The organism is Streptomyces sp. R28 (assembly GCF_041052385.1).
Taxonomy (GTDB): Bacteria; Actinomycetota; Actinomycetes; order Streptomycetales; family Streptomycetaceae; genus Streptomyces.
This window is the reverse complement of the sequence record NZ_CP163439.1, coordinates 1,068,894-1,095,162: the sequence shown is the minus strand read 5'-3', so window position 1 is coordinate 1,095,162 and position 26,269 is coordinate 1,068,894. Positions and strand designations below refer to the sequence as shown.

Sequence of the window (26,269 nt, the reverse complement as noted above, 5' to 3'; positions counted from 1 at the left end):
CGGTGACTCGGTCCGGTTCCGGAATTGCCGACATCCTGCCCTTGTCGCCGCTGCAGGAAGGCCTGCTCTTCCATGCCCTGTACGACGACGAGCAGGCCCCCGACGTCTACGCCGCCCAGCAGCTCCTGGAGCTGACGGGCCCGGTCGACCCGGCCGCCGTACGCGCCGCCGGACAGGCCCTGCTCGACCGGCACCCCAACCTGCGTGCCTGCTTCCGGCGCCGGCAGACCGGAGCGCCCGTGCAGATCGTGCCCACGGACGTCGAACTGCCCTGGGCCGAGGCGGACTTGTCGGCGCTCGGCGAGGAGGAGCGGGACAAGGAGTGGGAGCGGCTGCTCGACGAGGAGCGCACCCGCCGTTTCGACCTCGCGAAGCCGCCGCTGATCAGGTACCTGCTGGTGCGCCGGGCCCCGGACCGGTACTGCCTCGTCATCACCAACCATCACATCCTGCTCGACGGGTGGTCGAAGCAGTTGCTGGTGCGTGAGTTCAGCGCCCTGTACGCGGGCGAGCACCCGACGTCCCTGCCGCCGGCGCCCGCCTACCGGGACTACCTTGCCTGGCTGGCCCGGCAGGACCGGGACGCGACGGAGGCGGCCTGGCGTGACGCGCTGGACGGTGTGGCCGAGCCCACCCTCCTCGCTCCCGCCTCGAACGCCTCGAACACCCGGAACGCCGCGAGTTCCACGACCGTCCTCCCGGCCGAACTCGTCGTCGAACTCCCCGAAGAGCTGACCCGGGCCGCCGAGACCACGGCCCGCTCCCTCGACATCACCCTCAACACCCTCGTCCAGGGCGCCTGGGGCGTACTGCTGGGTCGCCTCACCGGCCGCACCGATGTCGTCTTCGGCCAGACCGTGTCCGTCCGCCCGCCCGAACTGCGGAACATCGCCTCGATGGTCGGCTTCTGCATCAACACCGTCGCCACCCGGGTGAGCTGGGACGAGAACGCAGCCGTCGCCGACCTCCTCACCGGCCTGCAGCACCGGCAGACGGGCCTGCTCGCCCACCAGCACCTGGGCCTCGCCGACATCCGGCGGGTCACCGGCACCGGCGGCGAACTCTTCGACACCCTGCTCGCCTTCGAGAACCACCCCGGCTCCGCGGGCCCCGGTGCCTCCCGGGTCACCGAGCTCCCCGGCCGAGACGCCACGCACTACCCGCTGACCCTCGCCGTCCTGCCCGCCCACCGCCTGGCACTCCGGCTGTCGTACCGCCCGGACCTGTACGACGAGACCGGCGCCCGCACCCTCCTCGACCGGTTCGCCCTCGTCCTCGAAGCCCTGGCCGCGGACCCGTCGCGGCGCCTCGGGGAGGTGGAGATCCTGCTGCCGGGGGAGCGGGAGCGCCTGCTCGGGGAGGCTCCGGCCCTGGACGCGGGGGAGGCCACCCTGACCGAGCTGTTCGCGCGCCAGGCCGCCCGCACCCCCGACGCGAGCGCCGTGGTGCACGACGGCACCCGCCTCACCTATGCCGAACTCGACGCCCGCGCGGAGCGGCTGGCCCGGGTGCTCGCGGCACACGGCGCGGGCCCGGAACGCCTGGTCGCCCTCGCGCTGCCCCGCTCCGCCGAGCTGGTGGTGGCCGTACTGGCGGTACTCAGGACCGGCGCCGCCTACCTGCCGATGGACCCCGAGTATCCCGCGGACCGGCTCGCCTTCATGCTGGCGGACTCCAACCCGGTCCTGCTCCTGACGACCGGAGAGAAGGCCGCGGACCTGCCTGCCTCAGAGGTCCCGGTGCTCACGCTCGACGGGCCACTCCCCGAAGCGCCCGCGGTTTCACCGCGGATGACGGGCGATCACCTCGCCTACGTCATCTACACCTCCGGCTCCACGGGCCGGCCCAAGGGTGTCGCAGTACCGCACCGGAACGTGATCCGGCTCTTCGAGTCGACCCGGCACTGGTTCGACTTCGGCCCCGACGACGTCTGGACCCTGTTCCACTCCTATGCCTTCGACTTCTCCGTCTGGGAACTGTGGGGAGCGCTGCTGCACGGCGGCACGCTCGTGATCGTGCCGTTCGAGGTGAGCCGCGAACCGGAGGCGTTCCTGCGGCTGCTCGCCCGCGAACGGGTCACGGTGCTGAACCAGACGCCATCGGCCTTCGGGGAACTACAACGCGCTGACTCTGAACTGCCCGATGTGTCACAGGACTTGAGCCTGCGCCATGTGGTCTTCGGCGGCGAGGCACTCGACCCCGCGCAGGTGGCCGACTGGTACACACGCCACCCGCAGGACGCGCCCGTCCTGGTCAACATGTACGGGATCACGGAGACCACCGTCCACGTCACCGGACTCCCGTTGAGCCAGGGCCGGTTGAGCGGCATCGGCCGGACCGTCCCCGACCTGCGCGCGTACGTACTGGACGTCGGCCTGCGACTCGTTCCCGCGGGCGTGACCGGTGAGCTCTACGTGGCCGGTGCGGGTCTCGCGCGCGGCTATCTGGGCCGGCCGGGCCTGACGGCCGGGCGGTTCGTGGCGGACCCGTTCGGGGAATCGGGCCAACGCATGTACCGGACGGGCGACTTGGCGCGCTGGTCGGCGGACGGTGAGCTGGAGTACGCGGGCCGGGCCGACGACCAGGTCAAGATCCGCGGCTTCCGCATCGAGCTCGGCGAGGTCGAGGCGGCGCTGGCCGACCACCCCGAGGTGGCGCAGGCGGCCGTGCTCGTCCGGGACGGACGCCTGGTCGCGTACGCCGTGTCCGAGACCGCGCCCGACCCGGCGGCACTGCGCAGGCACGCGGCCCGGTCACTGCCGGACCACATGGTGCCCTCGGCCGTCGTCGTCCTGGACCGGCTGCCGCTGACCGCCAACGGCAAGCTGGACCGTGCCGCCCTGCCCGCCCCCGCCCTCGCCGCAGTGACGGGCGCCGGGCGGGGCCCGCGCACCCCGCAGGAGGAGATCCTCTGCGGCCTGTTCGCCGATGTCCTCGGCCTCGGCGCCCACCAAGTCGGCCCCGACGACGGCTTCTTCACGCTGGGCGGCGACTCCCTGCTCGCCATGCGCCTCGCCGACCGGATCAGGGCCGCCCTCGGCACGGCACTGCCCGTACGGGCGATCTTCGAGACACCGACGCCCGCCGGACTCGCGGCCCGCGCGAGCGACGTCGAGGACGAGCGGCGCCCCGAGCTCGCCCGCCGGGACCGACGTGCGGAGCCGCTCCCGCTGTCGTACGCCCAGCAGCGTCTGTGGTTCATGAGCCGCCTCGACGGCGGCCACACCACCTACACCGTGCCGTGGGCGCTCCGCGTCACCGGCCCGCTCGATCGCGAGGCGCTGCGGAGCGCCCTCGCCGACGTGGTGGCCCGCCACGAGCCGCTGCGCACGCTCTACCCGGACGTCCAGGGCACCCCGCACCAGCGGATCCTGCCCCCGGACGAGGCGCAGCCTTCCCTGCCGGTCGCCCCGGCCGCGGAGGCCGAACTGCCCGCCCTGCTCTCGCAGGCGGCCGGACACCGCTTCGACCTGGCCAACGACGTCCCCCTGCGCGCCACCTTGTACCAACTCGCGCCCGACACCCACGTCCTGCTGCTTCTCGCCCATCACATCGCGGTGGACGGCTGGTCCATGGCGCCGCTGATGCGCGACCTGGAGACGGCGTACGAGGCACGGTCGGCGGGGCGCGCCCCGCAATGGCTGCAACTGCCCGTCACCTACGCGGACTTCGCGTGCTGGCAGCGGGAGCTGCTCGGACCGGAGGACGCGACGGACAGCCTGATGTCACGTCAGACAGACTTCTGGAAGGAGGCGTTGAGCGGCGCTCCCGAGGAGCTGACTCTCCCCACCGACCGCCCCAGGCCCGCCGAACCCAGTGGCCGAGGGGACCGTGTCGCCCTCGCCCTCGACGGCGAACTGCACGCCGGGCTGGCCGACCTCGCCGCCTCCTCGCGCGTCACTCTGTTCATGGTGCTCCAGGCGGGGCTGGCCGCGCTGCTGACCCGGCTCGGTTCCGGCACCGACATCCCCATCGGCACACCCGTCGCGGGGCGGACCGACGGCAGGCTCGACGACCTCGTCGGCTTCTTCGTCAACAGCCTCACCCTGCGCACCGACACCTCGGGCAACCCCACCTTCCGCGAACTCCTGCACCGCACCAGGGACTTCGACCTGGCCGCCTACGCCCACCAGGACGTGCCGTTCGACCTCCTCGTGGACGCCGTCAGCCCCGAGCGGTCTCTCGCCCGCCACCCCCTCTTCCAGGTCATGCTGGCCTTCACCGGCCACACCACCGAGCCCGCCCTCTCCCTGTCCGGCCTGCGCGTCACCCGTGAGCCCGTCGAGACCGGCGCCGCCCGCTTCGATCTGTCCCTGTACCTCACCGAGCACCGCCGTTCCGACGGCTCGGCCGCGGGCATCGAGGGCGTCGCCGAGTACAGCACCGACCTGTTCGACCCCGACACGGCTCAGCAACTCGTCCGCCGGCTCGTGCGCCTGCTGGCCGCCGTCGCCGGGGACCCCGAACGGCGCATCGGTGACATCGACCTTCTCGACGACACCGAAATCCTGCGGATCGCCGAGTGGAACACCACGCCGGACGAGGTGCGAGCGACATCCCTCGCCGAGCTGTTCCGGGACCAGGCACGGCGGACTCCGCACGCCCCGGCGCTCAACGAGCTGTCGTACGCCGAACTCGACGCCCGAGCCGAGCGGTTGGCGCGTGTCCTGGCCGGACGCGGGGTCGGCCCCGGCGACGTCGTGGCCGTGCTGATGCCGCGCTCCGTGGACCGGATCGTCGCGATTCTCGCGGTGGCGCTGACCGGGGCGGCCTTCCTGCCGGTGGACCCGGGGCTGCCGCGTGAGCGGATCGACTTCATGCTCGGCGACGCCCGGCCGGCCCACGTCCTGCGGGACCTGGCGCTGGACGGCGTACCCGGCGACCTGCCGACAGCCCACGACCCGCGGCAAGCCGCCTACGTCATCTACACGTCGGGCTCGACCGGCGTGCCGAAGGGCGTCGTCGTCGCGAACCGAGGGCTGGCGGCACTGGCACACACCCAGATCGAGCGCTGCGGCCCCGACAAGCGCTCCAGGGTGCTCCAGTTCTCCGCGCCCGGGTTCGACGCGTCGGTGATGGAACTGCTCATGGCGTTCGCCGCGGGCGGGACGCTGGTGGTCCCGCCCGGGACCGGCCCCCTCGTCGGCGAACCGCTACGGCGGACGCTGACGGACGAGTCCATCACCCACGCCCTCATCCCGCCCGCCGCGCTCGCGACGCTCCCTACCGCGGACCTCCCCGAGCTGCGCACCCTGGTCGTCGGTGCCGAAGCGTGCCCGGGGGAGCTGGTCGCCCGCTGGGCGCCGGGCCGGCGCATGGCCAACGCCTACGGTCCGACCGAGTCGACGGTGTGCGCGACGATCAGCGTGCCGCTCTCCGGCGACCAGGCGCCACCCATCGGACGCCCGGTCACCGGGACGCGGGCCCATGTGCTGGACGCCTGGCTGCGGCCGGTCCCGCCCGGTGTGGTGGGCGAGTTGTTCCTCGCGGGCGCCGGTGTGGCGCGCTGCTATCTGGGGCGGCCCGGTCTGACGGCCGAGCGGTTCGTGGCGGATCCGTTCGGCGGTCCCGGTGAACGGATGTACCGGACGGGCGACTTGGCGCGCTGGTCGGCGGACGGTGAGCTGGAGTACGCGGGCCGGGCCGACGACCAGGTCAAGATCCGCGGCTTCCGTATCGAGCCCGGTGAGATCGAGGCGGCGCTCGTGTCCCACCCCGAGGTGGCGCAGGCGGTCGTCGTCGTGCGCGACGAGCGGCTGGTGGCGTACGTCGTCCCCGCCGCCCCCGGCTCCGCACCCGACCCGGCGGAGCTGCGCGGGCACACCGAGCGGTCGCTGCCCGACTACATGGTGCCGTCGGCCGTCGTCGTCCTCGACGTCCTGCCGCTGACCCCCAACGGCAAACTCGACCGCAAGGCCCTGCCCGCCCCCACGGCAACCGTGACGCCCACGGAGCGGGAGCCGGCGACGCCTGCCGAGCGGATCCTCGCCGACCTCTTCCGCGATCTGCTCAAGCTGTCGGACGTCCCGCTCGACCAGGGCTTCTTCGCCCTAGGCGGGGACAGTATCTCCTCGATCCGGCTGGTGAGCCGGGCGGCCGAGGCCGGCGTGGTGATCACTCCCCGGCACGTCTTCGAGCACCAGACCGTCAGCGGCCTCGCCGCGGTGGCCCGCGGCCCCGTGGGTGCGGGCCGCACCGACGACGACGGAGTCGGCGCCCTGCCGCTCACACCCGTGATGCGGTGGCTGCTGGAGCGCGGCGGGCCGATCGACCGGCTCAGCCAGTCCGTCCTCCTGACCGTCCCGGCGGGCTGCCAACTGCCGCGCCTGACCGGGGTGTTGCAGGCCCTGATCGACCACCACGACATGCTCCGGGCCCGTCTCACGCCGTCCGGCGAACTCGACGTCAGTCCGGCCGGCCGGGTGCGCGCCGCCGACCTGCTCGACCGGCGGGAGACAGGTGACGACGTGAGGAACGACCTTCACGCGGTGGTGAGCGAGGAGTTCGAGCGGGCCGTCGGACTGCTCGACCCGCCGCCGGGGCGATGGTCCGGGCGGTGTGGTTCGACGCCGGGCCGGAGCGCGCCGGACGGCTGCTCCTCGTCGTCCACCATCTGGCCGTGGACGGGGTGTCCTGGCGGATCCTCGTGCCCGACCTGGAGGCCGCCTGGTCGGCGCTCGCCGAGGGGCGCGCTGCGAAGCTCCCGCCGGTCGGCACTTCGTTCCGCCGCTGGGCCGGGCTCCTCGGCGAGGAGGCGCGCAGGCCCGCCCGGGTCGCCGAGGCCGCGCTGTGGCGCCGTATGCTCGCCGTCCCGCGCACCGCGCTGGGCGCCCGCCCGCTGGACCCCGCCCGGGACACCGCCGCGACCACGCGCTCGCTGCGCCGCACCCTGCCGCCCGAGGCCACCGGCCCGCTCCTGACCACCGTCCCGTCCGCCTTCGGCACCGGCACACAGGACGTCCTGCTCACCGGCCTCGCCCTGGCCGTCGCCGACCGGCAGGGCACCGAGCACGTCCTCGTCGACGTCGAGGGACACGGCCGCGAGGAACTGGCACCCGGCCTGGACCTGTCCCGCACGGTCGGCTGGTTCACCTCCCTCTACCCGGTCCACCTCGACCTGACCGGACTCGACCTCGCCGACGCGCTGACCGCCGGACCCGCCGCCGAGATCGCTGCCCGGCGGGTGGGCGAGCGTCTGCGCGAACTGCCCGACCGTGGCGTCGGCTTCGGCCTGCTGCGCCACCTCAACCCCGAGACGGCGCCCGGCCTGGCCGAGCACCCCGACCCCGAGATCGGCTTCAACTATCTGGGCCGGTTCACCGCACCCGACAGCACGGGCGAGTGGACCTTCGCGCCCGAGTCCTCCGCCCTGGGCAGCGGTGTCGACCCCGGGCTCGGCGCCGCGCACGTGCTCGACCTCAACGCCGTCGTCCAGGACTCCGACGACGGGCCCCGGCTGGTGGCCGACTGGTCGTGGGCGGACGGGGTGGTGACCGAGTCGGAGGTACGGGGCCTGGCCGACGCCTGGTTCGTGGCGCTGAGCGCCCTCACCGAGCGGGCATCGGGGGCCGCGGTCCTTACCGGGACCCCGACCGGGACCGCGCCCGCCGAGGACGCCCTGTCCCCGGACTTCCTCTCCCCGGACGAACTCGACGAACTCGCCGCGGGCCTCGACGGCTGACCCGACCCGAAAGAGAGCACATGACCACGCAGCCCGCCGCACAGATCGACGTCCTGCCCCTGACCCCGCTCCAGGAAGGCCTGCTCTTCCACGCCCTGTACGAGCACGAGCGGGACGCCCGGGACGTCTATCTGGTCCAGCTGGTCTTCGAACTCGACGGCGCCGTGGACCCCGACCGGCTGCGCGCCGCCGCCCAGGCCCTGCTGGACCGGCACCCGACGCTGAGGGCGGCGTTCCGGCGCCGTCGCGGCGGGCAGCCCGTGCAGGTCGTGCCGCGCGGGGCCACGCTGCCGTGGACCGAGGCCGAACTGACCGGACCCGGCATCGACACCGAGCAGGAGTGGGCCCACCTGCTGGACGAGGACCTGGCCCGCGGCTTCGACCCGGCCACGCCCCCGCTGCTCCGCTGCACCCTGGCCCGCACCGGCGAGCGACGGTACCGGCTGCTCATCACCCACCACCACATCCTGCTCGACGGCTGGTCGGTCTCCGTCCTGCTGAGCGAACTCCTCGCCCTGTACGAGGCCGGCGGTGACCCCGCCGCCCTGCCGCCCGCTCCGCCCTACCGCACCTTCCTGGACTGGCTGGGCCGCCGGGACCGTACGGCCGCCGAGGCCGCCTGGCGGGAGGCGCTGGCCGGAGTGACGGAACCGACCCGGCTCGCCCCGCACGCCCCGGACGGCCGCGGTTCCGGCGACCTGGCGCAGGCCCGCACGGAGCTCGCACCGGAGACCGGCGCGGCCCTCTCCGCGCTGGCCGCCCGCCTCGGCGTCACCGTGAACACGCTGGTACAGAGCGCCTGGGCGATCCTGCTCAGCCGTACGACAGGCCAGGACGACATCGTCTTCGGCGCCACCGTCTCCGGCCGCCCCGCCGAACTGCCGGGCGTCGAGTCGATGGTCGGCCTGTTCATCAACACCATCCCCACCCGCGTCCGACTGCGCCCCGACGAGCCGCTGAGCGGCCTCCTGCTGCGGGTCCAGGAGGCATACGTCCGCCTGCTCGACCACCAGCACCTGGGCCTCGCCGACCTTCAGCGGGCAGCCGGCGTGCCCGAACTCTTCGACACGCTGGTCGTGTTCGAGAACTACCCGATGGACCGGCGCGAGGCGGACGACGGCGACCGCATGCGGGTCGTGGGCACGGGTGGGCGCGACGCGACCCACTATCCGGTGACCCTGGTGGCGGTGCCGGGCCCCCGGCCGCGTTTCCGCCTCGCCTACCGACCGGACCTCTTCGACGCCGACTGGGCCGAGGCCACCCTCGACCGTCTGGTACGGCTCCTTCAGGCCATGGCGGCCGACCCGGACCTGCCGCTGGGCCGCGTCGCACTCGCCCCGCACCAGGAGGACCCGCGCCCGGAACCGGCCCCGGCGACCCGCACCCTCACCGACCTGTGGGCGGCCCAGGTCGCGGCCACCCCGGACGCGGAAGCCGTGCTGGACCGCGGCGTCAGGCTGACGTACCGCGAACTCGACGACAGCGCCGAGCAGTTGGCCCGGCGGCTCGTGGCCCTGGGCGCCGGGCCCGAGCGTGTCGTCGGCATCGCGCTGCCCCGTACGGCGGAGCTGGTCGTCGCCGTCCTCGGCGTGCTGAAGTCCGGCGCCGCCTATCTGCCGCTCGACCCGGCCTATCCGCCCGACCGCCTCGCCTACATCGTCGAGGACGCCCGGCCGGTCGTCGTGCTCGCCACGGACGAGACGGCCAGGGTGCTGCCCGAGGAAACGCCGGTCTTCACGGGCGATGTGATGGACCATCAGGAGACTGTTCCCGCACCGGCGTTGTACTCCGACAGCATCGCGTGCGTCATCTACACCTCCGGCTCCACCGGCCGGCCCAAGGGCGTCGCGGAGACCCACGGCAGCATCGTCGAGTTCGTCGAGTGGACGCACACCGCGCTCGGCCCCGAGCGGCTGGCCAAGGTGCTCCTGTCCACCTCGCTCAACTTCGACGTGTCGGTGTTCGAGATCTTCTCCCCGCTGCTGTGCGGAGGCCGTGTCGAGATCGTCGAGAACCTGCTGGCACTCACGACGTCGGGAGGCCGGGACGCGACCCTGGTCAGCGGGGTGCCCTCGGTGATGGCCACCGTCGTCGCCGACCGACCCGAGATCTTCCCTCAAGTCGTCGCGCTGGGCGGCGAGCCCATTCCCGAACAGCTCCTCGCCGACCTTCAAGCCGCCTTCCCCGAGGCCGCGATCGTGAACTTCTACGGGCCCACCGAAGCCACCATCTACGCGACCGCCTGGCAGTCCGACGTCGGCCCCCACCCCAAGGAGGGTTCACCGCCCCTGGGCGGCCCCCTCGCCCGCAACCGACTCCGCCTCCTCGACCAGGCCCTGCAGCCTGTGCCCGAAGGGGTGACGGGCGAGGTGTACATCGCGGGCGGCGGACCGGCCCGCGGCTATCTCGGCCGGCCCGGGCTGACCGGGCAGCGCTTCGTCGCCGACCCGTACGGCGGGCCGGGGGAGCGCATGTACCGGACCGGCGATCTCGCGGTGCGCGACCGCGACGGACAGCTGCGCTTCCTGGGCCGGGCCGACCACCAGGTGAAGATCCGCGGCTTCCGCGTCGAACTCGGCGAGATCGAGGCCGCGTTGGCCACCCACCCGTCCGTGGCCAAGGCGGCGGCCGCCGTACGCGAGGACGTACGGGGCGAGCAGCAGCTGATCGCCTATGCCGTACCGGCCGCGAAAGGGGCCGCCGAAGCCGACGTGCTGCGCGCACACCTGACCCGCACCCTGCCCGCCCACATGGTCCCCGCGGCGATCGTCGTCCTCGACGCGCTGCCACTCACCGCCAGCGGCAAACTGGACCGCACGGCCCTGCCCGCACCCGGCACCCCGCCCCCGACCCGCAGTGCTCCGCGCACCGAGCGGGAGGAGAAGCTGCGCGCGCTCGTCGCCGACGTCCTCGGGCTCGACCCTGCCCGCATCGGCGTCCACGACAGCTTCTTCGCCCTCGGAGGACACTCCCTCCTGGTACCCAGGCTGACCACCCGGATCCGGACCGAACTCGGCGCCGAACTCCCCGTGCTCGCGGTCTTCGAGACACCGACCGTGGCCGCGCTCGCCCGCCGGACGACCCGTGGCACGGACCCGGACACGGGCACGGCCACCGGTACGGCAGCCCTCGCCACCGTCCTGCCGCTGCGCACCCGCGGCGACCGCGAGCCGCTCTTCTGCCTCCCACCGGCCTCCGGTCTGGCCTGGGGCTTCGCCGGGCTGACCCGGCATCTGGACGCCGACCGCCCGCTGTACGGACTGCAGTCCCGCGGACTGGAGCCGGGGGAGAAGCGGCAGGACAGCCTCGCCGGGACGGTCGCCGAACACACGGCGCGCATCCGCGAGATCCAGCCCGAGGGCCCGTACCACCTCCTCGGCTACTCCATGGGCGGCCTCGTCGCCCACGCCGTCGCCACGACGCTGCAGGCGGCCGGGGAGCAGGTGGCGTTGCTGGTGATGCTGGACTCCTTCCCGGGCGCATGGACGAGTCAGGGCCCGCGCCCCACCGACCGGTCGGCGGTACTGCGCAGCCTGCTCGCCATCCTGGGGCGGGAACTGCCGCCGGAGAACGAGGAACTGACGAACAGTCGGTTCGGCGAGCTCGTGCGTCGCGTACCCGACCTCCCTGGCAGCCTCGACGACGCCGAACTCGCGGCCCTGGTCGAGGTGACGGCGAACAACCGACGCCTGCTGGAGGAGTTCACCCCGCTGCCGTACGACGGCGACCTGCTGTTCTTCAGCGCCGCCCAGGATCCCGACGCGCACCCGGATCGCCATACGTCCTGGCAGCCGTACGTGCGAGGCCGCGTCGACAACCACGACATCCCCTGCGCCCACGGCGAGATGACCCGACCCGGACCACTGGACCGGATCGGACCCGTGCTCGCCCGGCGGCTGAACGCAGCCGCACCCCACCCCACCCACAGGAGGAACTCCCCATGACCACCAACCCCTTCGACGACGACACCCTCGAGCACCTGGTCCTGGTGAACGACGAGGGCCAGCACTCGCTGTGGCCCGCGTTCGCCGAGGTGCCGGCCGGCTGGACCGTCGTCCACGGTGCCGCCGCCCGCCGGTCGTGCCTGGACTACGTTGAGGAGCACTGGACCGACATGCGTCCGAAGAGCCTCATCCGGGCCATGGGCGCATAGGGAACAGCGGAAACGGGAGGAGACCGGGATGACCACATGGCGGACGATCGCGCCGCAAGAGCTCGACACGCTGAACCTGGCCGATCCGCGGCTGCACGCCGAGAGCGACCTGTCCGCCGTGTGGCGCCACTTGAGGGAGCACCGGCCGGTCCACTGGAACCCGGCCACCGACACGGCCCCCGGCTTCTGGGTGGTGACCCGGCACGCCGACGTCACCTCCGTGTACCGCGACAGCACACGCTTCACCTCCGAGGGCGGCAACGTCCTGGAGACGCTGCTCGCCGGCGGCGACTCCGCGGCCGGCCGGATGCTCGCCATCACCGACGGGGCGAAGCACGCCGGGCTGCGCCGCATCCTGATGTCCGCGTTCTCGCCGCGGGCCCTGGAGCCGATCGTTCACAGCGTGCGGCGCACCGTGACCCGGCTGCTGCGGGACGCGCTGGAGAAGGGGACCTGCGACTTCGCCGCCGACGTGGCGGCCGGCATACCCCTCGGCGCCATCTGCGACCTGCTCGGCGTACCCGACCGCGACCGGGCCTACGTGCTGAGCCTGACGTCCTCCGCGCTGGGCTCCCACGAGGCGGACAGTACGGCCGCCGATGCCTGGATCGCCAAGAACGAGATCCTGCTCTACTTCGCCAACCTCGCCCGCGACCGGCGCGGCAGCGGCCACGCGGACGTCATCGCGCTGCTCGCGGGCAGCGAGGTGAACGGGCTGCCGCTGGACGACGACGAGATCATGCTCAACTGCTACAGCCTGATCCTCGGCGGCGACGAGACGGCCCGCCTGTCCATGGTGGGCGCCGCCCTCGCCCTGCTGGAACACCCCGACCAGTGGCACGCCCTCAAGCGGGGCGACGCCGGCATCGACACCGCCGTCGAGGAGATCCTGCGCTGGACGACCCCCGCCCTGCACTCGGGACGCACCGCGACCACCGACGCCGAGGTCGGCGGCCGGCCGATCAGGGCGGGGGAGGTCGTCACCGTCTGGAACGCCTCCGCCAACCACGACGAGCGCATCTTCGAGGCCCCCGGCGAACTGCGCCTGGACCGCACCCCCAACAAGCACGTCACCTTCGCCTACGGCCCCCACTTCTGCCTCGGCGCCTACCTGGCCCGGGCGGAGATCGGGGCCGTACTGACGGGACTGCGCGACCTGGTGGCGGAGATGGAGCAGACGGGCCCCGCGAAGCCCGTCTACTCCAACTTCCTCAGCGGCCTGAGCGCACTGCCACTCGCCCTGAAGGCCGCCTGAACCTCCCATACGGGCCGGGGTGCCGGGCGGGTTGCGGATGTAGCGCAAGGGCGGTGTTCCGGCTGAGCGTCCGGGAGGCAGAAGAAGACCACCCCGCCTGACGGAAGGCGGGGTGGCGGTGGTCTGTCGATGGCTCAGGCAGGCCGTATCGCGCTGTGGATCGCCGACTCCCCGGCGTAGTGGATCGACTCCTCACGGATGGCCGCCCCCGGCCCCGGGGCGTGGATCATCATGCCGTTTCCGGAGTAGATGCCGACATGGCCGATGTGGAAGAGGACCAGGTCGCCGGGTTCGAGGTAGGCAAGGGCGATTCCCTGGCCGGCGGTCGCCTGCTCCTGTGCGGTGCGGGGGAGTGTGATGCCGGCGGCCCTCCAGGCGGCCTGGGTGAGGCCGGGCCCGTCGTAGGCCCCCGGGCCCGTCGTGCCCCAGACGCAGGGTTTGCCCAGCTGGGCGCGGGCGAAGTCCAGGGCGCGCACGGCTCGCGTGTCCTGCGGTGCCGTCGAGGTGAGGGCGGTACCCAGGTCGAGGGCCTGGCCTGTGGCGCCGGTCGCGAGGGCGTCGACGGTCGGGCTGGTCGTGGAGGGCCGGGCCGTCGTGCCGGGCGGCACGGTGGTGAGGTCGGCTGCGGACTGTGCTCGCAGGACCTGCCACTGTGTGTCGGCCGAGGGTTGGAGCTCGACCGGCGCAGTGTTCCACGTGTCGGCGGCGGGCAAGGTCTCGATCGCCGGGAGTGGAGTGCTCTGCGGTGCGGTGTACGCGGACAGCAGCTCCCGGGCGCGGGCGAGCTTGCGCTGGTTCTGCTCCTTGGCGGTTCGCAGCGAGGACCGCTGCTGCGGATCGGCCTTCGGTTCGGCCGCCGGCTCGGCCGTTGGTTCGGCGGTCGGGGCGGGCGGCGCGGGCAAGGCGAGGGCCGACCGGGTGCTCCAGTCGGTCTGCGCGGCCTCCTGCGGTGCCTCCGGGGCGGCCGGCAGGGCGGCAATCGGGCCTGCGGTCAGCTCCACCACGGCAGCCGTCCCCGTGACCTGAGGGGACGTCAACTCGGCGACGGGCGCGGCGGGTAGCTCCAGCGCGGCCCGGCCGGACGGCTCGCGCCCGCGGTCGGTGAGACCGTCCCCCGCACGCTCCGCCGGGCGGGCGCGCCGCGTCTCGGCGGGTCGCTCCGGCATTCTGTCGGCCGGCAGTGCCGCCGGGACGGTCGGACCCAGCTTCGAGCGGGCCACGTCGAACCACTGCCGGGCGACGTTGTCGACAGCGGGGTCGCTGCGCCTGCCCTCGTCACCTCGGGCCGCGGCGGCGGTTGTGCCGCCTGCACCCGTCGGCCGGTCGGCACGCCCGCGCGGCCCTGTCGCCGCGGCGCGGGTGGCGTTGAAGGTTCCCGTGTCGGACTCGGCCCGGTCGTAGAGGGAGCTGACGCGTCGGCTGACCTCCTCACGGCTCGGTGTCTCGTCTCCGAGCGAGGGGGCGGCGTTGGCCGTCTGGGCGAGCAGTGCCACCGAGGTGAGGGCCGCCGACGCGAGTGCGGAATTGCGTATGCCGGGGAGGCTCAAAGCCCCCGGACGCGCGCTGCGTTCCGGCGCCATGGGCGACGTACTCCTTCCGTGATCCGCCTACCGAGTCAGCGGTGGGTGTCCCCCCAGGCCGTTCGGGCACTGGGGGAGGGTTCGGGCGGACGGTTCCGGAAGGTGTGCCCTACGGCCCTTGCCCCGAAGGGCGGTTGGGCCGATTCACCCCGATTTTCGGTTGGGTCCCCGGCTCCGGTGACCACCCCTGCGGGTTGCCCCGGACTCGGCGGAGGTCGCACGTCCCGACGGGGTTCGCCGGAGGTCGTCGTGCGGCCTGAGGCGTAACCTAGCCAACTTGTGAGCCTCGTGTGAAGGTTGACATGTGAAATGTCCGATACGTTTTTGTGACCTTCGACGCTTCGGAGGCGCGGCCACCGGTTTCACTTCGCGCTGCGCTGACTCCGCCACGCCTCGTAGTGATCCAGGACCGTCTCCTCGATCGGGCGGTAGGTGACGCCCAGTTCGTTCACGCTGCGGCTGTTGTCCACCCGGAAGCGGATGCCGAGGTGTTTGCGCATGTAGTCCTGCGTCAGCCCGAAGGCCGGGCCGAGGACGCGTACCGGCCAGTGCGGGAGTGCGGTGCGCGGGAGGCGGAGGTCGCGGGGGTACCGGGTCCGGATGATGCGGGACATCTCGTGGAAGGACGTCATGGTCCGGTCGGCGACGATGTAACGGCCCTTGGCGTCCGGGTTCTCCGCCGCCGCGATGTGCGCGTCGGCGACCTCGCGCACGTCCGCCGTGGTGAAGCTGAAGTCCGGTGCGCCGTAGCAGAAGTAACCCTTGAACAGTTCCTCCAGCAGGAACAGGCTGCCGGACTCCGAGGCCGGAGTGAGGGAAGGGCCCAGGATCAGGCCGGGGTTGACCGACACCATCCGCCAGCGGCCCTGGGCGGCCTCCGCGTCCCAGGCCGCGCGTTCCGCGAGCGTCTTGGCGTAGTGGTAGGGGTTGTTCTCGACCGTGCTGGTGGTGTTGAAGTACCGCTCCGACAGCACCGCGTCGTCCATGGCGAGCACGTCCGCGTAGTCCCCGAAGATCGCGCCCACGGTGGAGGTGAGGACGAGCCTGTCGACCGTGGGCGTACGCTCGACGGCCGCCAGTACGTTGCGCGTGCCCAGCAGGGCCGGGTCGACCATGTCCCGGCGGCCGTCCTTGATCTTCTCCGGCATCCGGAACGGCGACGCCACATGGAACACCACCCGGCATCCGGTCATCGCCTCGTCGAAGGACCCCTTCTTCAGCAAGTCCGCCTCAAACAAGGACAGTTGGTCGGGGCGCGCCTCCTGCATCTCCCGCAGCGGCCGTACCTTCGCCGCGCCGGCCGTGCTGCGCACGGTGGCATGGACCCGATACCCGCGTTCCAGAAGCCGCTTGACCAGATGGCTTCCGACGAACCCGCTGCCGCCGGTCACCAACACGCCTGTCGAGCCGTCCGTGCCCACGCCCTCACCCCTCCTGTCGTGCGGTCGGGGTCACCTTATGGGGCGTCGAACAGCTATCGGCGTGCCAGTGCCGCGAAGGCCTCGTCCAGGACGTCCATGAGATCGAGGGCGCCCTCGGAGGCGGTCCAGTGGTCGAGGGCGACGTTCAGGCAGTCCAGGGCGGCGGCGGCCCGTACGGTCTGGGCGAGTGTCGCCGGCTCCGTGGAACCGGTGCGTTCCGCGAGGGCCCGGGCCAGAGCGGGGCGCCAGCCGTGCTGCTTCTCCAGCTGTCGCGCGCAGAGGGCGGGGGTCTCCCGCACGAGCCGGGTCATCGCGAGGGCACGTGCCGGGTCCTCGCGGTAGCGCTCGATCACGGTGTCCAGCGCGCGCCGCAGCGCCGTCCAGTCGTCCTCCTCGGCGGGCCGGTCCCGCAGGGCGTCGGCGGCCTGGTCGCCGTGGGCGTCGAAGGCGCCGAGGACCGCGTCCTCCTTGGTGCCGAAGTAGCGCAGGAACGTACTGCGGGACACTCCGGCCGCCGTGGCCAGGTCGTCGAGGGTGACCTTCTCGAAGCCCTCGCGCCGGAACAGCTCGAAGGCGACCTGGGCCAGTTCGGCCCGTACGGCCGCCCGGGCGATGTCTCTCGTGTTCGTACGTGCTGCTGCGCTCACGCCGCGACCCTATCCGTTCGCCAGCCCTCACTTGCAGTTCCGAAACTCGATAGCTAACGTGACACTGAGTTTCATATACGAAACTCCACTCCTCCACTTCGCCAGTGAAACGACAAAGGCGTGTACACCCGTGACCAAGATCCTCGGACTCATCGGCAGCGGCACGATCGGCAGCGCGGTGGCCCGCCTCGCCGTCGCCGCCGGGCTGGACGTCGTGCTGAGCAACTCGCGCAGCCCCGACACCCTCGCCGAACTCGTCGCCGAACTCGGCAAGCACGCACGGGCGGCCACGCCCGCGGAGGCCGCGCAATCCGCTGATCTCGTGGTGGCGACCGTCCCGCTGAAGGCCTACAACCGTCTCCCGGTCGCCGCCCTCTCGGGAAAGACCGTGATCGACACGATGAACTACTACCCTGAGCGCGACGGCCGCCTCGCCGAACTGGACGCAGGTGAGCTGACCTCCAGTGCTCTGGTCCAGCGGCACCTGGCCGACTCACGCGTGGTGAAGGCGTTCAACAACATCGACTTCCGGCGTCTGGCGACATCGGCCAGGCCCTCCGGAGACCCCGACCGCAGCGCGCTGCCCATCGCCGGCGACGACCCACGAGCCAAGGCCGAGGTGGCACGGCTGCTGGACACCCTCGGCTACGACGCGGTGGACATCGGGACGCTCGCCGACAGCCGGCGCAGCCAGCCCGGCACGGCGGTCTACGTACAGCCCTACATGGCGCCGCGGCCCAAGGGGCTGAGCCAGGAGGAGGCGCGGCGCTGGTTCTTCGAGACGCCGGGGGTCCCGGTCTACGCGGACCGCGTCAAGGAACTGATCGACAACCCGACCATCGAGAACTGAGGCCGACATGCGGGGAACACTCGTCGCCGTCCCCACCCCGAACGGCACCGCCGATTCCTACCTCGCCCGTCCCGACGGCAACGCCCCGCACCCGGCGGTGCTCATGTACATGGACGCCTTCGGTCTGCGCCCGCACCTGAAGGGGATGGCGGACCGGCTCGCCTCGGCCGGGTACACCGTCCTGGTCCCCAATGTCTTCTACCGCCACGGCCCGGCTCCCGTCGTGGAGTTGCCGGAGTTCATCAACCCGGCCGAGCGACCGGAGATCTTCCAGAGCCTGCGCCCGGCCGCGCAGACCCTCACCCCCGAGGCGGCCGTTCGGGACGCCGGGGTCTACCTCGACTGGCTCGCCGACTCCCCGCACACGGTCGACGGCCCGGTGGGCGTCACCGGCTACTGCATGGGCGCCGCCCTGGCCCTGCGCACCGCCGGGACCCATCCGGACCGCGTGGCGGCCGCGGCCTGCTTCCACGGAGCGCACCGCGCGACGGACGCCCCGGACAGCCCTCATCTGATCGCCGACCGCGTCACCGCCGAGCTCTACTTCGGCCACGCCGACCGGGACTCGACCAACCCGGCCGAGCAGATCGACCGCCTCGACAAGATCCTCACCGCGGCCGGCGTCCGCTACCGCGGCGAGGTCTACCCCGGTGCCCACCACGGCTTCACCCAGGCGGACACCGCGATGTACGACGCCGAGGCGACGGAACGGCACTGGGCGGCCCTGCTGGAACTGCTGGGCCGCACCCTGCCGTCGTCGTAAGCCTTCAGCTGTCACCAGCGCGGCAGCCGGTGTTCGTAGTCGGGTTGGATCCGCCGCATGTACCCGGTGTCGTCGCGGGAGCGCACCCCCGAATCGACGTACAGCCGGTGCAGCTGCTCCAGGGCATCGTGGTCGAGCTCCACACCGAGGCCCGGCCCGGTGGGGACCTCGACCGCCCCGTCGCGCAGCTGAAGCACCCCGGGGACGATCACGTCGTCGGCCGAGTTCCACGGATAGTGCGTGTCGCAGGAGTGGTCGAGGTTGGGGATGGCCGCTCCCACGTGGGTCATGGCGGCGAGGCTGATGCCCAGGTGCGAGTTGGAGTGCATGGACAGCGCGATGCCGAACGCCTCGCAGACCGCGGCCAGTTCACGGGTGCGGCGCAGTCCGCCCCAGTAGTGGTGGTCGGTGAGCAGCACCTGGATGGCGTTCTGCTCGATGCCCGGCTTCAGGTGCTCCCAGGCGATCACACACATGTTGGTGGCGAGGGGGAGCGGCGAGTCCTTCGCCACCTGCGCCATGCCGGGGATGGTCGCGGTCGGGTCCTCCAAGTACTCCAGTACGCCGTCCAGCTCGCGGGCGACGTACCGCGAAGTCTCCACGGTCCAGGCCGTGTTGGGGTCCAGGCGCAGCGGCTGCCCGGGGAAGGCCTCCGCCAGCGCCCTGATCGCGGCGATCTCCTCGTCGGGCGGGAAGACACCGCCCTTGAGCTTGAACGAGCGGAAGCCGTACCGCTGTTGCATCAGTCGTGCCTGCTCGACGATCCCGGCGGGGTCGAGTGCCTCGCCCCAGTCGTCGTCGACCGCCGGGCGGCCGTCGAGGGCGGGGTGTTCGGCCCACTTGTAGAAGAGGTACGCGGCGAACGGCACCGAGTCGCGGACCTTCCCGCCGAGCAGGTCGCTCACCGGCCGGCCCAGCAGCTTGCCCTGTGCGTCGAGGCAGGCGACCTCCACCGCCGAGGTGGTCCAGCCGCGCTCGTGGGAGCTGGGCACGGTGGGCAGCAGGGCGGCGTCGATCGCGGCCGCGACGGCGGTCGTGTCGAAGACGTCCATGCCGACGACCGCCTTCGCGGCCGCCTGAAGTCGCTCCAGGCGGGCGGTGCCGCCCGGCGACTCACCGAGGCCCACCGTGCCGTCCTCGAGGACGAGTTGGAGGATGACACGCAGGGCGAGCGGCTCATGGACGCCGACCGAGTTGAGCAGGGGCGGGTCGCGGAAGGCGATCGGGGTGACGATCAGCTCGCGGATCCGGGTGCCGACGGTGGTGCTCATGCGCGGACCGCCTCCAGGCCGTGGTCGATGAGTTTCGCGAGCCGGGAGACATGCTCCGGCGTGGGGTCGAGCAGCGGCGCACGTACGCCGCCCACGTCCAGGCCGCGCAGGGTCACCCCGGCCTTGACGAGGGCCACGGCGTACCCGGGGACCTCGTCCCGGAGTTCGACCAGAGGGCCGTAGAACTCGTCCAGGAGCCTGCTGGTCACCGCCTCGTCGCCTTCGGCCAGCGCCCGGTGGAAGGCCAGCGCGATCTCCGGGGCGAAGGCGAACACGGCCGACGAGTAGAGGTCGACGCCGATGCCGTGATAGGCGGGCGCGGTCATCTCGGCGGTGGGCAGGCCGTTGAAGAACTGGAAGTCCTCGGCGCCGGGAACGGCGCGTACGGCCCGGACGATGCGGTGCATCCGCTCGATGTCGCCGAGGCCGTCCTTGAGGCCGACGACCTTGGGCAGGGCGGCGATCTCGGCGGCCGTGGTCGCGGTGAGGCGGGCGGTGCCGCGCTGGTAGAAGATCACCGGCAGGCCGGTCGCGGCGGTGACCTCCTCGACGTACCGCACCAGGCCCTGCTGCGGCGCCGTCACCAGGTACGGCGGCAGCAGCAGGATGCCGTCGGCGCCGGCGCGTTCGACGCGGGCGGCCTGGTCGCGGGCGACCGGGGCCGGGCCGCCCGCGGCGGCCAGGACGGGCACGCGGCCCGCGGTCGTCTCGACCGCGACCCGCGTGGCCCGCTCGATCTCGTCGGGCGCCAGCGCGTGGAACTCACCGGTGCCGCAGGCGACGAACACACCGCCCGCACCGGCCGCGACGCCCCTGTCGATGTGCTGGGCGAGCCGTTCCTCGTCCAGTGACCCGTCCGCGGCGAACGGCGTCACCGGGAAGAACAGCACTCCTTGGAACTTCATGTCTCCCTCAAACGTGGGGGGTTGGTTCAGCCCTTGGTGGCCCCGGCGGCGATGCCGGAGACCAGCGAGCGCTGGAGGAGCAGATAGACGATCAGGCTGGGTATCAGGGCGATGACCGCACCGGCCAGCACCACCCCGGAGCCGACCTCGGGGTCGGTGCGCAGGATGGACAGGGCGACCGTGACCGTGTAGTCGGTGGGGTCCTTGGCGGCGATCAGGGGCAGCAGGTACTGGTCCCAGATCATGATGAAGCCGAGCACGCCGGCCACGCCGAGCGCGGGCTTGCACAGCGGCAGGACGACCTGCCACAGCATCCTCAGCTCACCGACGCCGTCGAGGCGGGCGGCCTCCTCGATCTCGGCGGGGATGTCCCGCATGAACTCGGTCAGCATCATCACCGAGAACCCCCAGGCGCCCAGCGGCAGGATCACGCCCCAGACCGTGCCCTTGAGGTCCAGGTGGAGCACGGGCACGTCACCGAGGACCAGCGACAGGGGGATCGCGATGACCTCCTCGGGGAGCATCAGCGTCATCATGAACAGCATCATGATCAGCGCCTGGCCGCGGAACCGGTGCCGGGCCAGGGCGTAGGCGGCGAGGGTGCACACCACGAGCTGGAGCAGGAGCCCGCCGCCCGCGATGACCAGCGAGTTGCCGAGGTAGTCCCAGATGCCGCGCTCGCCCGCCACCTCGAAGTTCAGCAGCGTGCTGTCGTGCGGCAGGAACGACAGCGAGGAGCCGCTGGGGTTGGGGGTGAGGGCGCCCGAGAAGATCGTCAGGAACGGGGCCGCGAAGACGGCGAGGGCGATCAGACAGAGCAGGATGCGCAGGGCCCAGGCGAGAGAGGGCCTGTCGTTCCAGCCGAGGGCGGTGTCGAAGCGGGCCGGGGTGGTCCGCCGTGCCTTGGTGTTCCGGCCGACCGGGGTGTCAGGGGCCGCCGGCCGGGCGGGGTCGATGACGGGGGCGCTCATCGCGCTTCTCCCCTCTTGCGGAGGTGGTTGACCGTGACGGTGAGGAGCAGCGTCACGCAGAGCAGCACGACCGAGGCCGCCGAGGCGCCGCCGATGTCGTTGCGGGTGAAGCCCAGGGTGTAGGCGCGCGTCATCCAGACGTCGGTTGACCCGGCCGGGCCGCCGCCGGTGAGGACGTAGACCTCGGTGAACACACGCAGTCCGCGGATCGTGGCGAGCGTGAGCACGATCATGAGCGCCGGACGGATCGCCGGGAGCGTGACGTGGCGCAGTCGCTGCCACAGCGAGACGCCGTCCATCGCCGCCGCCTCGTACAGCGAACGGTCCACGCCCGCGAGGCCGGCGAGAAGGATCACCATGTTGTACGGGGCCCAGATCCAGATGCCCATGGCCATCGTCGAGTACAGCGCGATGTCCGGGTTGTCGAGGAACTGGACCGGCCCGAGCCCGAGGAGGTGCAGGCCGCTGTTGAGGAGGCCGTCGGAGGTCGGGTAGTACATCAGCCGCCACAGTTCACCGACGACCGCGGTCGCGGTGACCGCGGGCAGGAAGACGGCGGTCCGGATGATCTTCAGCGAGCGGGCCTGGCCCTCCAGGAGCAGAGCGAGGACGAAGCCGAGCAGGATGGCGCCGAGCGACTGGCCGATGCCGAGGACGAGGGTGTGCCCGATGGCGTCCTGGAAGCGGTGGTCGGTCAGGACCCGGGTGTAGTTGTCGAGGCCGATCCACTGGTCGCCGAGGAAGGGCCGCACGTCGAAGAAGCTGAGCCAGATGCCCTTGGCCATCGGCCAGAACTTGAAGACGAGGGCGAGCAGCAGACCCGGCGCCAGGAAGAGCCAGGGGACGACGGCCTTCTTGCCAAGGACGCCGAAGACTCTGCCTCTGCGTGCCGCGGGTGTGGTCACGGTAGCGGTCATTTCAACAGGTCCTGGTCCTTGAGGTCGCCGGCGAGGGTCTCGTTGAGCTCCGCCAGCTGGGAGCGGACGTCACCGCCGCAGTAGGTGAAGATCGAGTTGAGCGCGTCGGCGGTGTCCTGCTTGATCGGCGCGAAGTCCGGCGCGTTCGGGAACTGCTGGGAGGCGTCCTCGTACGCCTTCTGTACGACGCTCCAGCGGGCGTCGGCACGGACCTTCGCCGCGTCCAGCGTGGCGTTCACGGGGATGCGGACGACGGGCTGGTTCTCGCCGGTCATGGCGAGCTTCTGGCCCTCGGCGGAGATCAGGAAGGCGGCGAGTGCCTGCTCCTGCTTCGCCTTCCCCGTCCTGGCGCCGAAGTAGATGTTCTCGCCGTCGGCCAGCACATCGCCGCCGGCCGGGCCCGCGGGCGCCGGGACGACCTCGTACTTGTCCTTGCCGGGGGTGGTGTCGAAGGTGGCGATGTTGTACGGGCCGGTCATGTACATCCCGGCGTTGCCGTCCTGGAAGTTGGTCGCCGTCGAGGTGACGGCGGTCAGGGCGCCCGGCTGGGTGACAGCGTTGTCACCGCAGAAGAGGTTGTCCTTCATCCAGGTCACGGTGTTCACCGCCGCCGTCGAGTCCATGGCGGGCCGGTAGGTGCCCTTGCCGTCCGGCTCGATGATCTGCGCGCCGCCCTGCCACAGGAAGCTCGCGCCCCACCAGGCGGCATAGCCGTTCTGGGCGCTGCCCGGCACGACCATGCCGTAGGTGTCGGCCTTGCCGTCGCCGTCCGGGTCGTCGGTGGCGAAGGCCTTGGCGACGGAGAGCATGTCCTGCCAGGTCGTCGGTGCCTGCAGGCCGAGCTTGTGCAGCCAGTCCTTGCGGATCATCAGGGTCTGGGCCTGACGGGAGTACGGGATGCCGTAGTGCTTGCCGTCGATGCCCACCGTGGAGGACCAGGTCTTGTCGGTGATCCGGTCGTGGCCCGCGATCGAGGCGGGGGCGATCGGCTTGAGGAGGCCCTGGCCCTGGTAACTGCCCATCAGGGCGGTGTCGTTGATCATGGCGTCCGGGAGGTCCTTGGTGGAGGCCCGGCTCTGCAGCTGCTGGTCGAAGTTGATGACCGGCTGGTAGTCGATCTTGATGCCGGTCTTATTGGTGAAGGCGGCGAAGACCCGCTCGTAGGTGGCGGCGGAGTCCGGGTTGCTCCGGGTCCACACCTCCAGCGTGTTCGGGTCGTCGCCGCCCGCGCTGCCGGAACCGGAGCCGCACGCGGCCGTTCCGAACGCGAGCGCCGCGGCGACGAGCAGGGCGGCCGGGCGGCGACTTCGTCGGCGATCCCGCATGGGCACACTCCGTGGTTCCATGGAGTTCATGTATGTGAACTCACTTCATGCATCTAAATGATCGGCCAAGCTACGAATCGTTTCAGCCGCATGTCAAGACATGGCAGCGAGATTTCATCGGCCCTATGGGGGTAGGCGTCGATGGGTCAGGTTCGCGTCACCCCCGGAAAACCAGCCACAGTGCGTTGTGTGCAACTCGCGGAGGCTGTACGCGCGTACGACCAGTCGAACAGTGGGGGTAAAGGGGTTCCGGTGACGGGTGGGGCCCGTCTGGCGCTCCGCCGCGGCACCCCTCGTGCAGGAACTGTGAACCAGCTGGCCGGGGCGCGCCGGTGAGATGTGCGGATGCCGGGAAGGGGTCTTCACCAAACCGCCCTCCGGGCTGGCCTGAAGGCGCCTTGCTCGGTCAACTTCGAACACATCAAGGTGGGTTGAGCACTTGAGCATCAGGAGTCACAAGCGCGCTGCTTGAGCCGTGCGGTCGATCGCCCACGGTGATGACGGGGGAAACTGGTGCGGTGCACGTGTTGACGTCGCCCTTGTGGGTGGCGTTTTCGTGCCCCGGGTCGGGAATGCCTCCCTCTGCCATCTCTTGGTGCCTTTGTCCGGTACCCGAGACAGGGAGTAGGAGGGGGAATGCCGATGAGCGCTGTCAGCGCCGCCAAGCCGTCGTATCCCGGCGTCTATGTCGAAGAACTTCCCAGCAGCACCCGCACGATCTCGACCTTGACCACGTCCGTGACGGCCTTTGTGGGCCACACCCGACGGGGTCCGCTCAACGAGCCGGTACGCGTCACCAGCTTCACGGAGTTCGAGCGCCGCTTCGGCGGCCTGAGCTCGCAGAGCGCCGTCGGCTACGCGGTCCACCAGTTCTTCGGCAACGGCGGCACCGTGGCGGTGATCGTCCGTGTCGCCAAGGCCGGCAGCGGCAAGGCCGCCTGCGTCACCCTCAAGTCCACCGAGGGCCACAGCGAGGGCCCGGTCCTCGAAGTGCACGCCAAGGAGCCCGGCCTCTGGGGCAACGGCCTGCGGGTCGCCGTCGACCACGACACTCCGTGCCCCGACGAGACGTTCAACCTGCGCGTCTACGACGCCAAGGGCGACGCCCGCGAGAGCTTCACCGGCCTGTCCATGGACCCCTCGCACGGCCGCTACGCGCAGACCGTGATCAACGCCGGCTCCAAGCTGATCCGCGTCGAGGTCGTCGGCGAGGGCCGCCCCGATCCGTCCGGCACCGTCTCCAAGCCCTTCGGTGACGAACTCCCGAACCTGGCAGTCGACTTGACCGTCAAGATCGGTGAGGTGGAGCGCGAGTTCACGCTCTACGACCCCGACTGCGACGGCGAAGCCCCGTGCAGCGTCGCCGAGTTGGCGCTGCTGCTGGAGCGCAAGCTGCGCGCCCTGCCCGACGCGCCCGGCAAGCACGCCTTCGCGGGCGCCGAGGTCACCGCCTTCGGCCGCCGTATCCAGGTCGTCGCCGGCTCCACCGACCCCGAGGACGTCGTCCGGTTCCTCGGCGAGTGCGCCAACGACCTCGGCCTCGAGGCCTCCGTCAACCCGCCCGTCTTCCCGCTGGAGGGCGGCGAGGACGGCGAGGCGCCCGGCCCGCGCGACCTCATCGGCAGCGAGGGCGACAAGACCGGCATCCAGGCGCTGCGCGGCGTCGCCGACGTCAACCTGCTGGCGCTGCCCGAGCTCGCGGCGTACGAGAAGACCGAGGACGCGCTCACCGTCATCTCGGCCGCCCAGCGGCTGTGCGCCGAGCGGCGGATCTTCCTGCTGGTGGACGCGCCGAGCACCTGGGTCAGCGTCGACTCCGCACGCGCCGGGCTCGCCGCCTTCGACGCCGTGCGCGGCAACCACGCGGGACTGTACTTCCCGCACCTGCAGCTCACCGACCCGCTCACGGGCCGACTGCGCTCCTTCCCGCCGTCGGGCGCGGTCGCCGGCGTCATCGCCCGCACCGACTCCGAGCGCGGCGTGTGGAAGGCGCCGGCCGGCACCGAGGCGCGGCTCGCGGGCGTGCACTCGCTCACGGTCAACCTCACCGACCGAGAGACCGGTCTGCTCAACCCGCTCGGCGTCAACTGCCTGCGGACCTTCCCGGTGACCGGCCCCGTGGTCTGGGGCGCGCGCACGCTGGAGGGCTCGGACGCGCTCGACAGCGAGTGGAAGTACGTGCCGGTGCGCCGGCTCGCGCTGCACGTCGAGGAGAGCCTCCAGCGTGGTCTGCAGTGGGTCGTCTTCGAGCCCAACGACGAGAACCTGTGGCAGCAGATCCGGCTCGCCGCCTCCTCGTACCTGCACACGCTCTTCCGTCAGGGCGCCTTCAAGGGCGGCACCCCGCGCGAGGCGTACTTCGTCAAGTGCGACGGCGACACGACGACCGCCGAGGACATCGAGAACGGCATCGTCAACGTCCTCGTCGGCATCGCACCGGTCCGGCCGGCGGAGTTCGTGATCGTCAAAATCCAGCAGACGTCCGGGCAGTTCGCGCTCTGAGCGCGTGGAATCGTGGAGAACTGAAGGA

At 71.8% G+C, this 26,269-nt stretch carries 15 protein-coding genes and 1 pseudogene; 8 read left to right on the top strand and 8 right to left on the bottom strand.

Annotated features, from left to right (window positions below; all coding sequences use genetic code 11):
* Window positions 1–2: 2 nt before the first annotated feature.
* The 5 genes and pseudogenes from AB5J49_RS04615 to AB5J49_RS04595 all read left to right on the top strand — a co-directional run.
* Window positions 3–6,104: pseudogene (locus AB5J49_RS04615) on the top strand (amino acid adenylation domain-containing protein); the annotation flags it as partial.
* Between the two features lie 440 nt (window positions 6,105–6,544).
* Window positions 6,545–7,681: a condensation domain-containing protein gene (locus AB5J49_RS04610; RefSeq protein WP_369167184.1), complete on the top strand. Its 1,137-nt coding sequence runs from the start codon at window positions 6,545–6,547 to the stop codon at window positions 7,679–7,681.
* Window positions 7,682–7,701: 20 nt separating this feature from the next.
* Complete coding sequence (locus AB5J49_RS04605) at window positions 7,702–11,625, top strand: amino acid adenylation domain-containing protein (RefSeq protein ID WP_369167183.1); 3,924 nt, start codon at window positions 7,702–7,704, stop codon at window positions 11,623–11,625.
* A complete protein-coding gene (locus tag AB5J49_RS04600) occupies window positions 11,622–11,834 on the top strand; it encodes an MbtH family protein (protein WP_369167182.1) in 213 nt (70 codons plus the stop codon). The genes AB5J49_RS04605 and AB5J49_RS04600 overlap by 4 nt, the downstream gene beginning before the upstream one ends.
* Window positions 11,835–11,862: 28 nt before the next feature.
* On the top strand, window positions 11,863–13,089 hold the full coding sequence (locus tag AB5J49_RS04595; protein WP_369167181.1) for a cytochrome P450: 1,227 nt from the start codon (window positions 11,863–11,865) through the stop codon (window positions 13,087–13,089).
* Window positions 13,090–13,223: 134 nt separating this feature from the next.
* On the opposite strand, the gene AB5J49_RS04590 is transcribed toward AB5J49_RS04595, so the two are convergent.
* From AB5J49_RS04590 to AB5J49_RS04580, 3 genes are all read right to left on the bottom strand, one after another.
* A complete protein-coding gene (locus AB5J49_RS04590) occupies window positions 13,224–14,669 on the bottom strand; it encodes a C40 family peptidase (RefSeq protein WP_369167180.1) in 1,446 nt (481 codons plus the stop codon).
* A gap of 362 nt (window positions 14,670–15,031) precedes the next feature.
* Complete coding sequence (locus AB5J49_RS04585; RefSeq protein ID WP_369167179.1) at window positions 15,032–16,090, bottom strand: NAD-dependent epimerase/dehydratase family protein; 1,059 nt, start codon at window positions 16,088–16,090, stop codon at window positions 15,032–15,034.
* Between the two features lie 53 nt (window positions 16,091–16,143).
* Complete coding sequence (locus AB5J49_RS04580; protein ID WP_369167178.1) at window positions 16,144–16,737, bottom strand: TetR/AcrR family transcriptional regulator; 594 nt, start codon at window positions 16,735–16,737, stop codon at window positions 16,144–16,146.
* Window positions 16,738–16,867: 130 nt separating this feature from the next.
* On the opposite strand from AB5J49_RS04580, the gene AB5J49_RS04575 reads away from it, so the two are divergent.
* Both AB5J49_RS04575 and AB5J49_RS04570 read left to right on the top strand, forming a co-directional pair.
* Window positions 16,868–17,587, top strand: a complete 720-nt coding sequence (locus AB5J49_RS04575; protein ID WP_369167177.1) for an NADPH-dependent F420 reductase — start codon at window positions 16,868–16,870, stop codon at window positions 17,585–17,587.
* A 7-nt stretch (window positions 17,588–17,594) separates the two neighbouring features.
* Complete coding sequence (locus tag AB5J49_RS04570; protein ID WP_369167176.1) at window positions 17,595–18,350, top strand: dienelactone hydrolase family protein; 756 nt, start codon at window positions 17,595–17,597, stop codon at window positions 18,348–18,350.
* A gap of 11 nt (window positions 18,351–18,361) precedes the next feature.
* Here the strand turns inward: AB5J49_RS04570 and AB5J49_RS04565 are convergent, their stop codons facing one another.
* From AB5J49_RS04565 to AB5J49_RS04545, 5 genes are read right to left on the bottom strand one after another with little or no spacing between them, the layout of a single operon-like run.
* Window positions 18,362–19,621, bottom strand: a complete 1,260-nt coding sequence (locus AB5J49_RS04565) for a glucarate dehydratase family protein (protein WP_369167175.1) — start codon at window positions 19,619–19,621, stop codon at window positions 18,362–18,364.
* Window positions 19,618–20,526: a 5-dehydro-4-deoxyglucarate dehydratase gene (locus AB5J49_RS04560; protein WP_369167174.1), complete on the bottom strand. Its 909-nt coding sequence runs from the start codon at window positions 20,524–20,526 to the stop codon at window positions 19,618–19,620. The genes AB5J49_RS04565 and AB5J49_RS04560 overlap by 4 nt, the downstream gene beginning before the upstream one ends.
* A gap of 26 nt (window positions 20,527–20,552) precedes the next feature.
* Window positions 20,553–21,497: a carbohydrate ABC transporter permease gene (locus AB5J49_RS04555; protein ID WP_369167173.1), complete on the bottom strand. Its 945-nt coding sequence runs from the start codon at window positions 21,495–21,497 to the stop codon at window positions 20,553–20,555.
* Complete coding sequence (locus AB5J49_RS04550) at window positions 21,494–22,414, bottom strand: carbohydrate ABC transporter permease (RefSeq protein WP_369167172.1); 921 nt, start codon at window positions 22,412–22,414, stop codon at window positions 21,494–21,496. Before AB5J49_RS04550 ends, AB5J49_RS04555 begins: the two co-directional genes overlap by 4 nt.
* Window positions 22,411–23,739: a sugar ABC transporter substrate-binding protein gene (locus tag AB5J49_RS04545; RefSeq protein ID WP_369167171.1), complete on the bottom strand. Its 1,329-nt coding sequence runs from the start codon at window positions 23,737–23,739 to the stop codon at window positions 22,411–22,413. Before AB5J49_RS04545 ends, AB5J49_RS04550 begins: the two co-directional genes overlap by 4 nt.
* 636 nt (window positions 23,740–24,375) lie before the next feature.
* Here AB5J49_RS04545 and AB5J49_RS04540 point away from each other — a divergent pair.
* Window positions 24,376–26,241, top strand: a complete 1,866-nt coding sequence (locus tag AB5J49_RS04540) for a phage tail sheath family protein (protein ID WP_369167170.1) — start codon at window positions 24,376–24,378, stop codon at window positions 26,239–26,241.
* Window positions 26,242–26,269: the final 28 nt, after the last annotated feature.

Coding starts and splice junctions, on each gene's coding strand:
- AB5J49_RS04605 (WP_369167183.1), top strand. CDS start 7,702: ATGACCACGCAGCCCGCCGCACAGATCGACGTCCTGCCCCTGACCCCG.
- AB5J49_RS04600 (WP_369167182.1), top strand. CDS start 11,622: ATGACCACCAACCCCTTCGACGACGACACCCTCGAGCACCTGGTCCTG.
- AB5J49_RS04540 (WP_369167170.1), top strand. CDS start 24,376: ATGCCGATGAGCGCTGTCAGCGCCGCCAAGCCGTCGTATCCCGGCGTC.
- AB5J49_RS04545 (WP_369167171.1), bottom strand. CDS start 23,739: ATGCGGGATCGCCGACGAAGTCGCCGCCCGGCCGCCCTGCTCGTCGCC.
- AB5J49_RS04590 (WP_369167180.1), bottom strand. CDS start 14,669: ATGGCGCCGGAACGCAGCGCGCGTCCGGGGGCTTTGAGCCTCCCCGGC.
- AB5J49_RS04610 (WP_369167184.1), top strand. CDS start 6,545: ATGGTCCGGGCGGTGTGGTTCGACGCCGGGCCGGAGCGCGCCGGACGG.
- AB5J49_RS04560 (WP_369167174.1), bottom strand. CDS start 20,526: ATGAAGTTCCAAGGAGTGCTGTTCTTCCCGGTGACGCCGTTCGCCGCG.
- AB5J49_RS04555 (WP_369167173.1), bottom strand. CDS start 21,497: ATGAGCGCCCCCGTCATCGACCCCGCCCGGCCGGCGGCCCCTGACACC.
- AB5J49_RS04595 (WP_369167181.1), top strand. CDS start 11,863: ATGACCACATGGCGGACGATCGCGCCGCAAGAGCTCGACACGCTGAAC.
- AB5J49_RS04550 (WP_369167172.1), bottom strand. CDS start 22,414: ATGACCGCTACCGTGACCACACCCGCGGCACGCAGAGGCAGAGTCTTC.
- AB5J49_RS04570 (WP_369167176.1), top strand. CDS start 17,595: ATGCGGGGAACACTCGTCGCCGTCCCCACCCCGAACGGCACCGCCGAT.
- AB5J49_RS04565 (WP_369167175.1), bottom strand. CDS start 19,621: ATGAGCACCACCGTCGGCACCCGGATCCGCGAGCTGATCGTCACCCCG.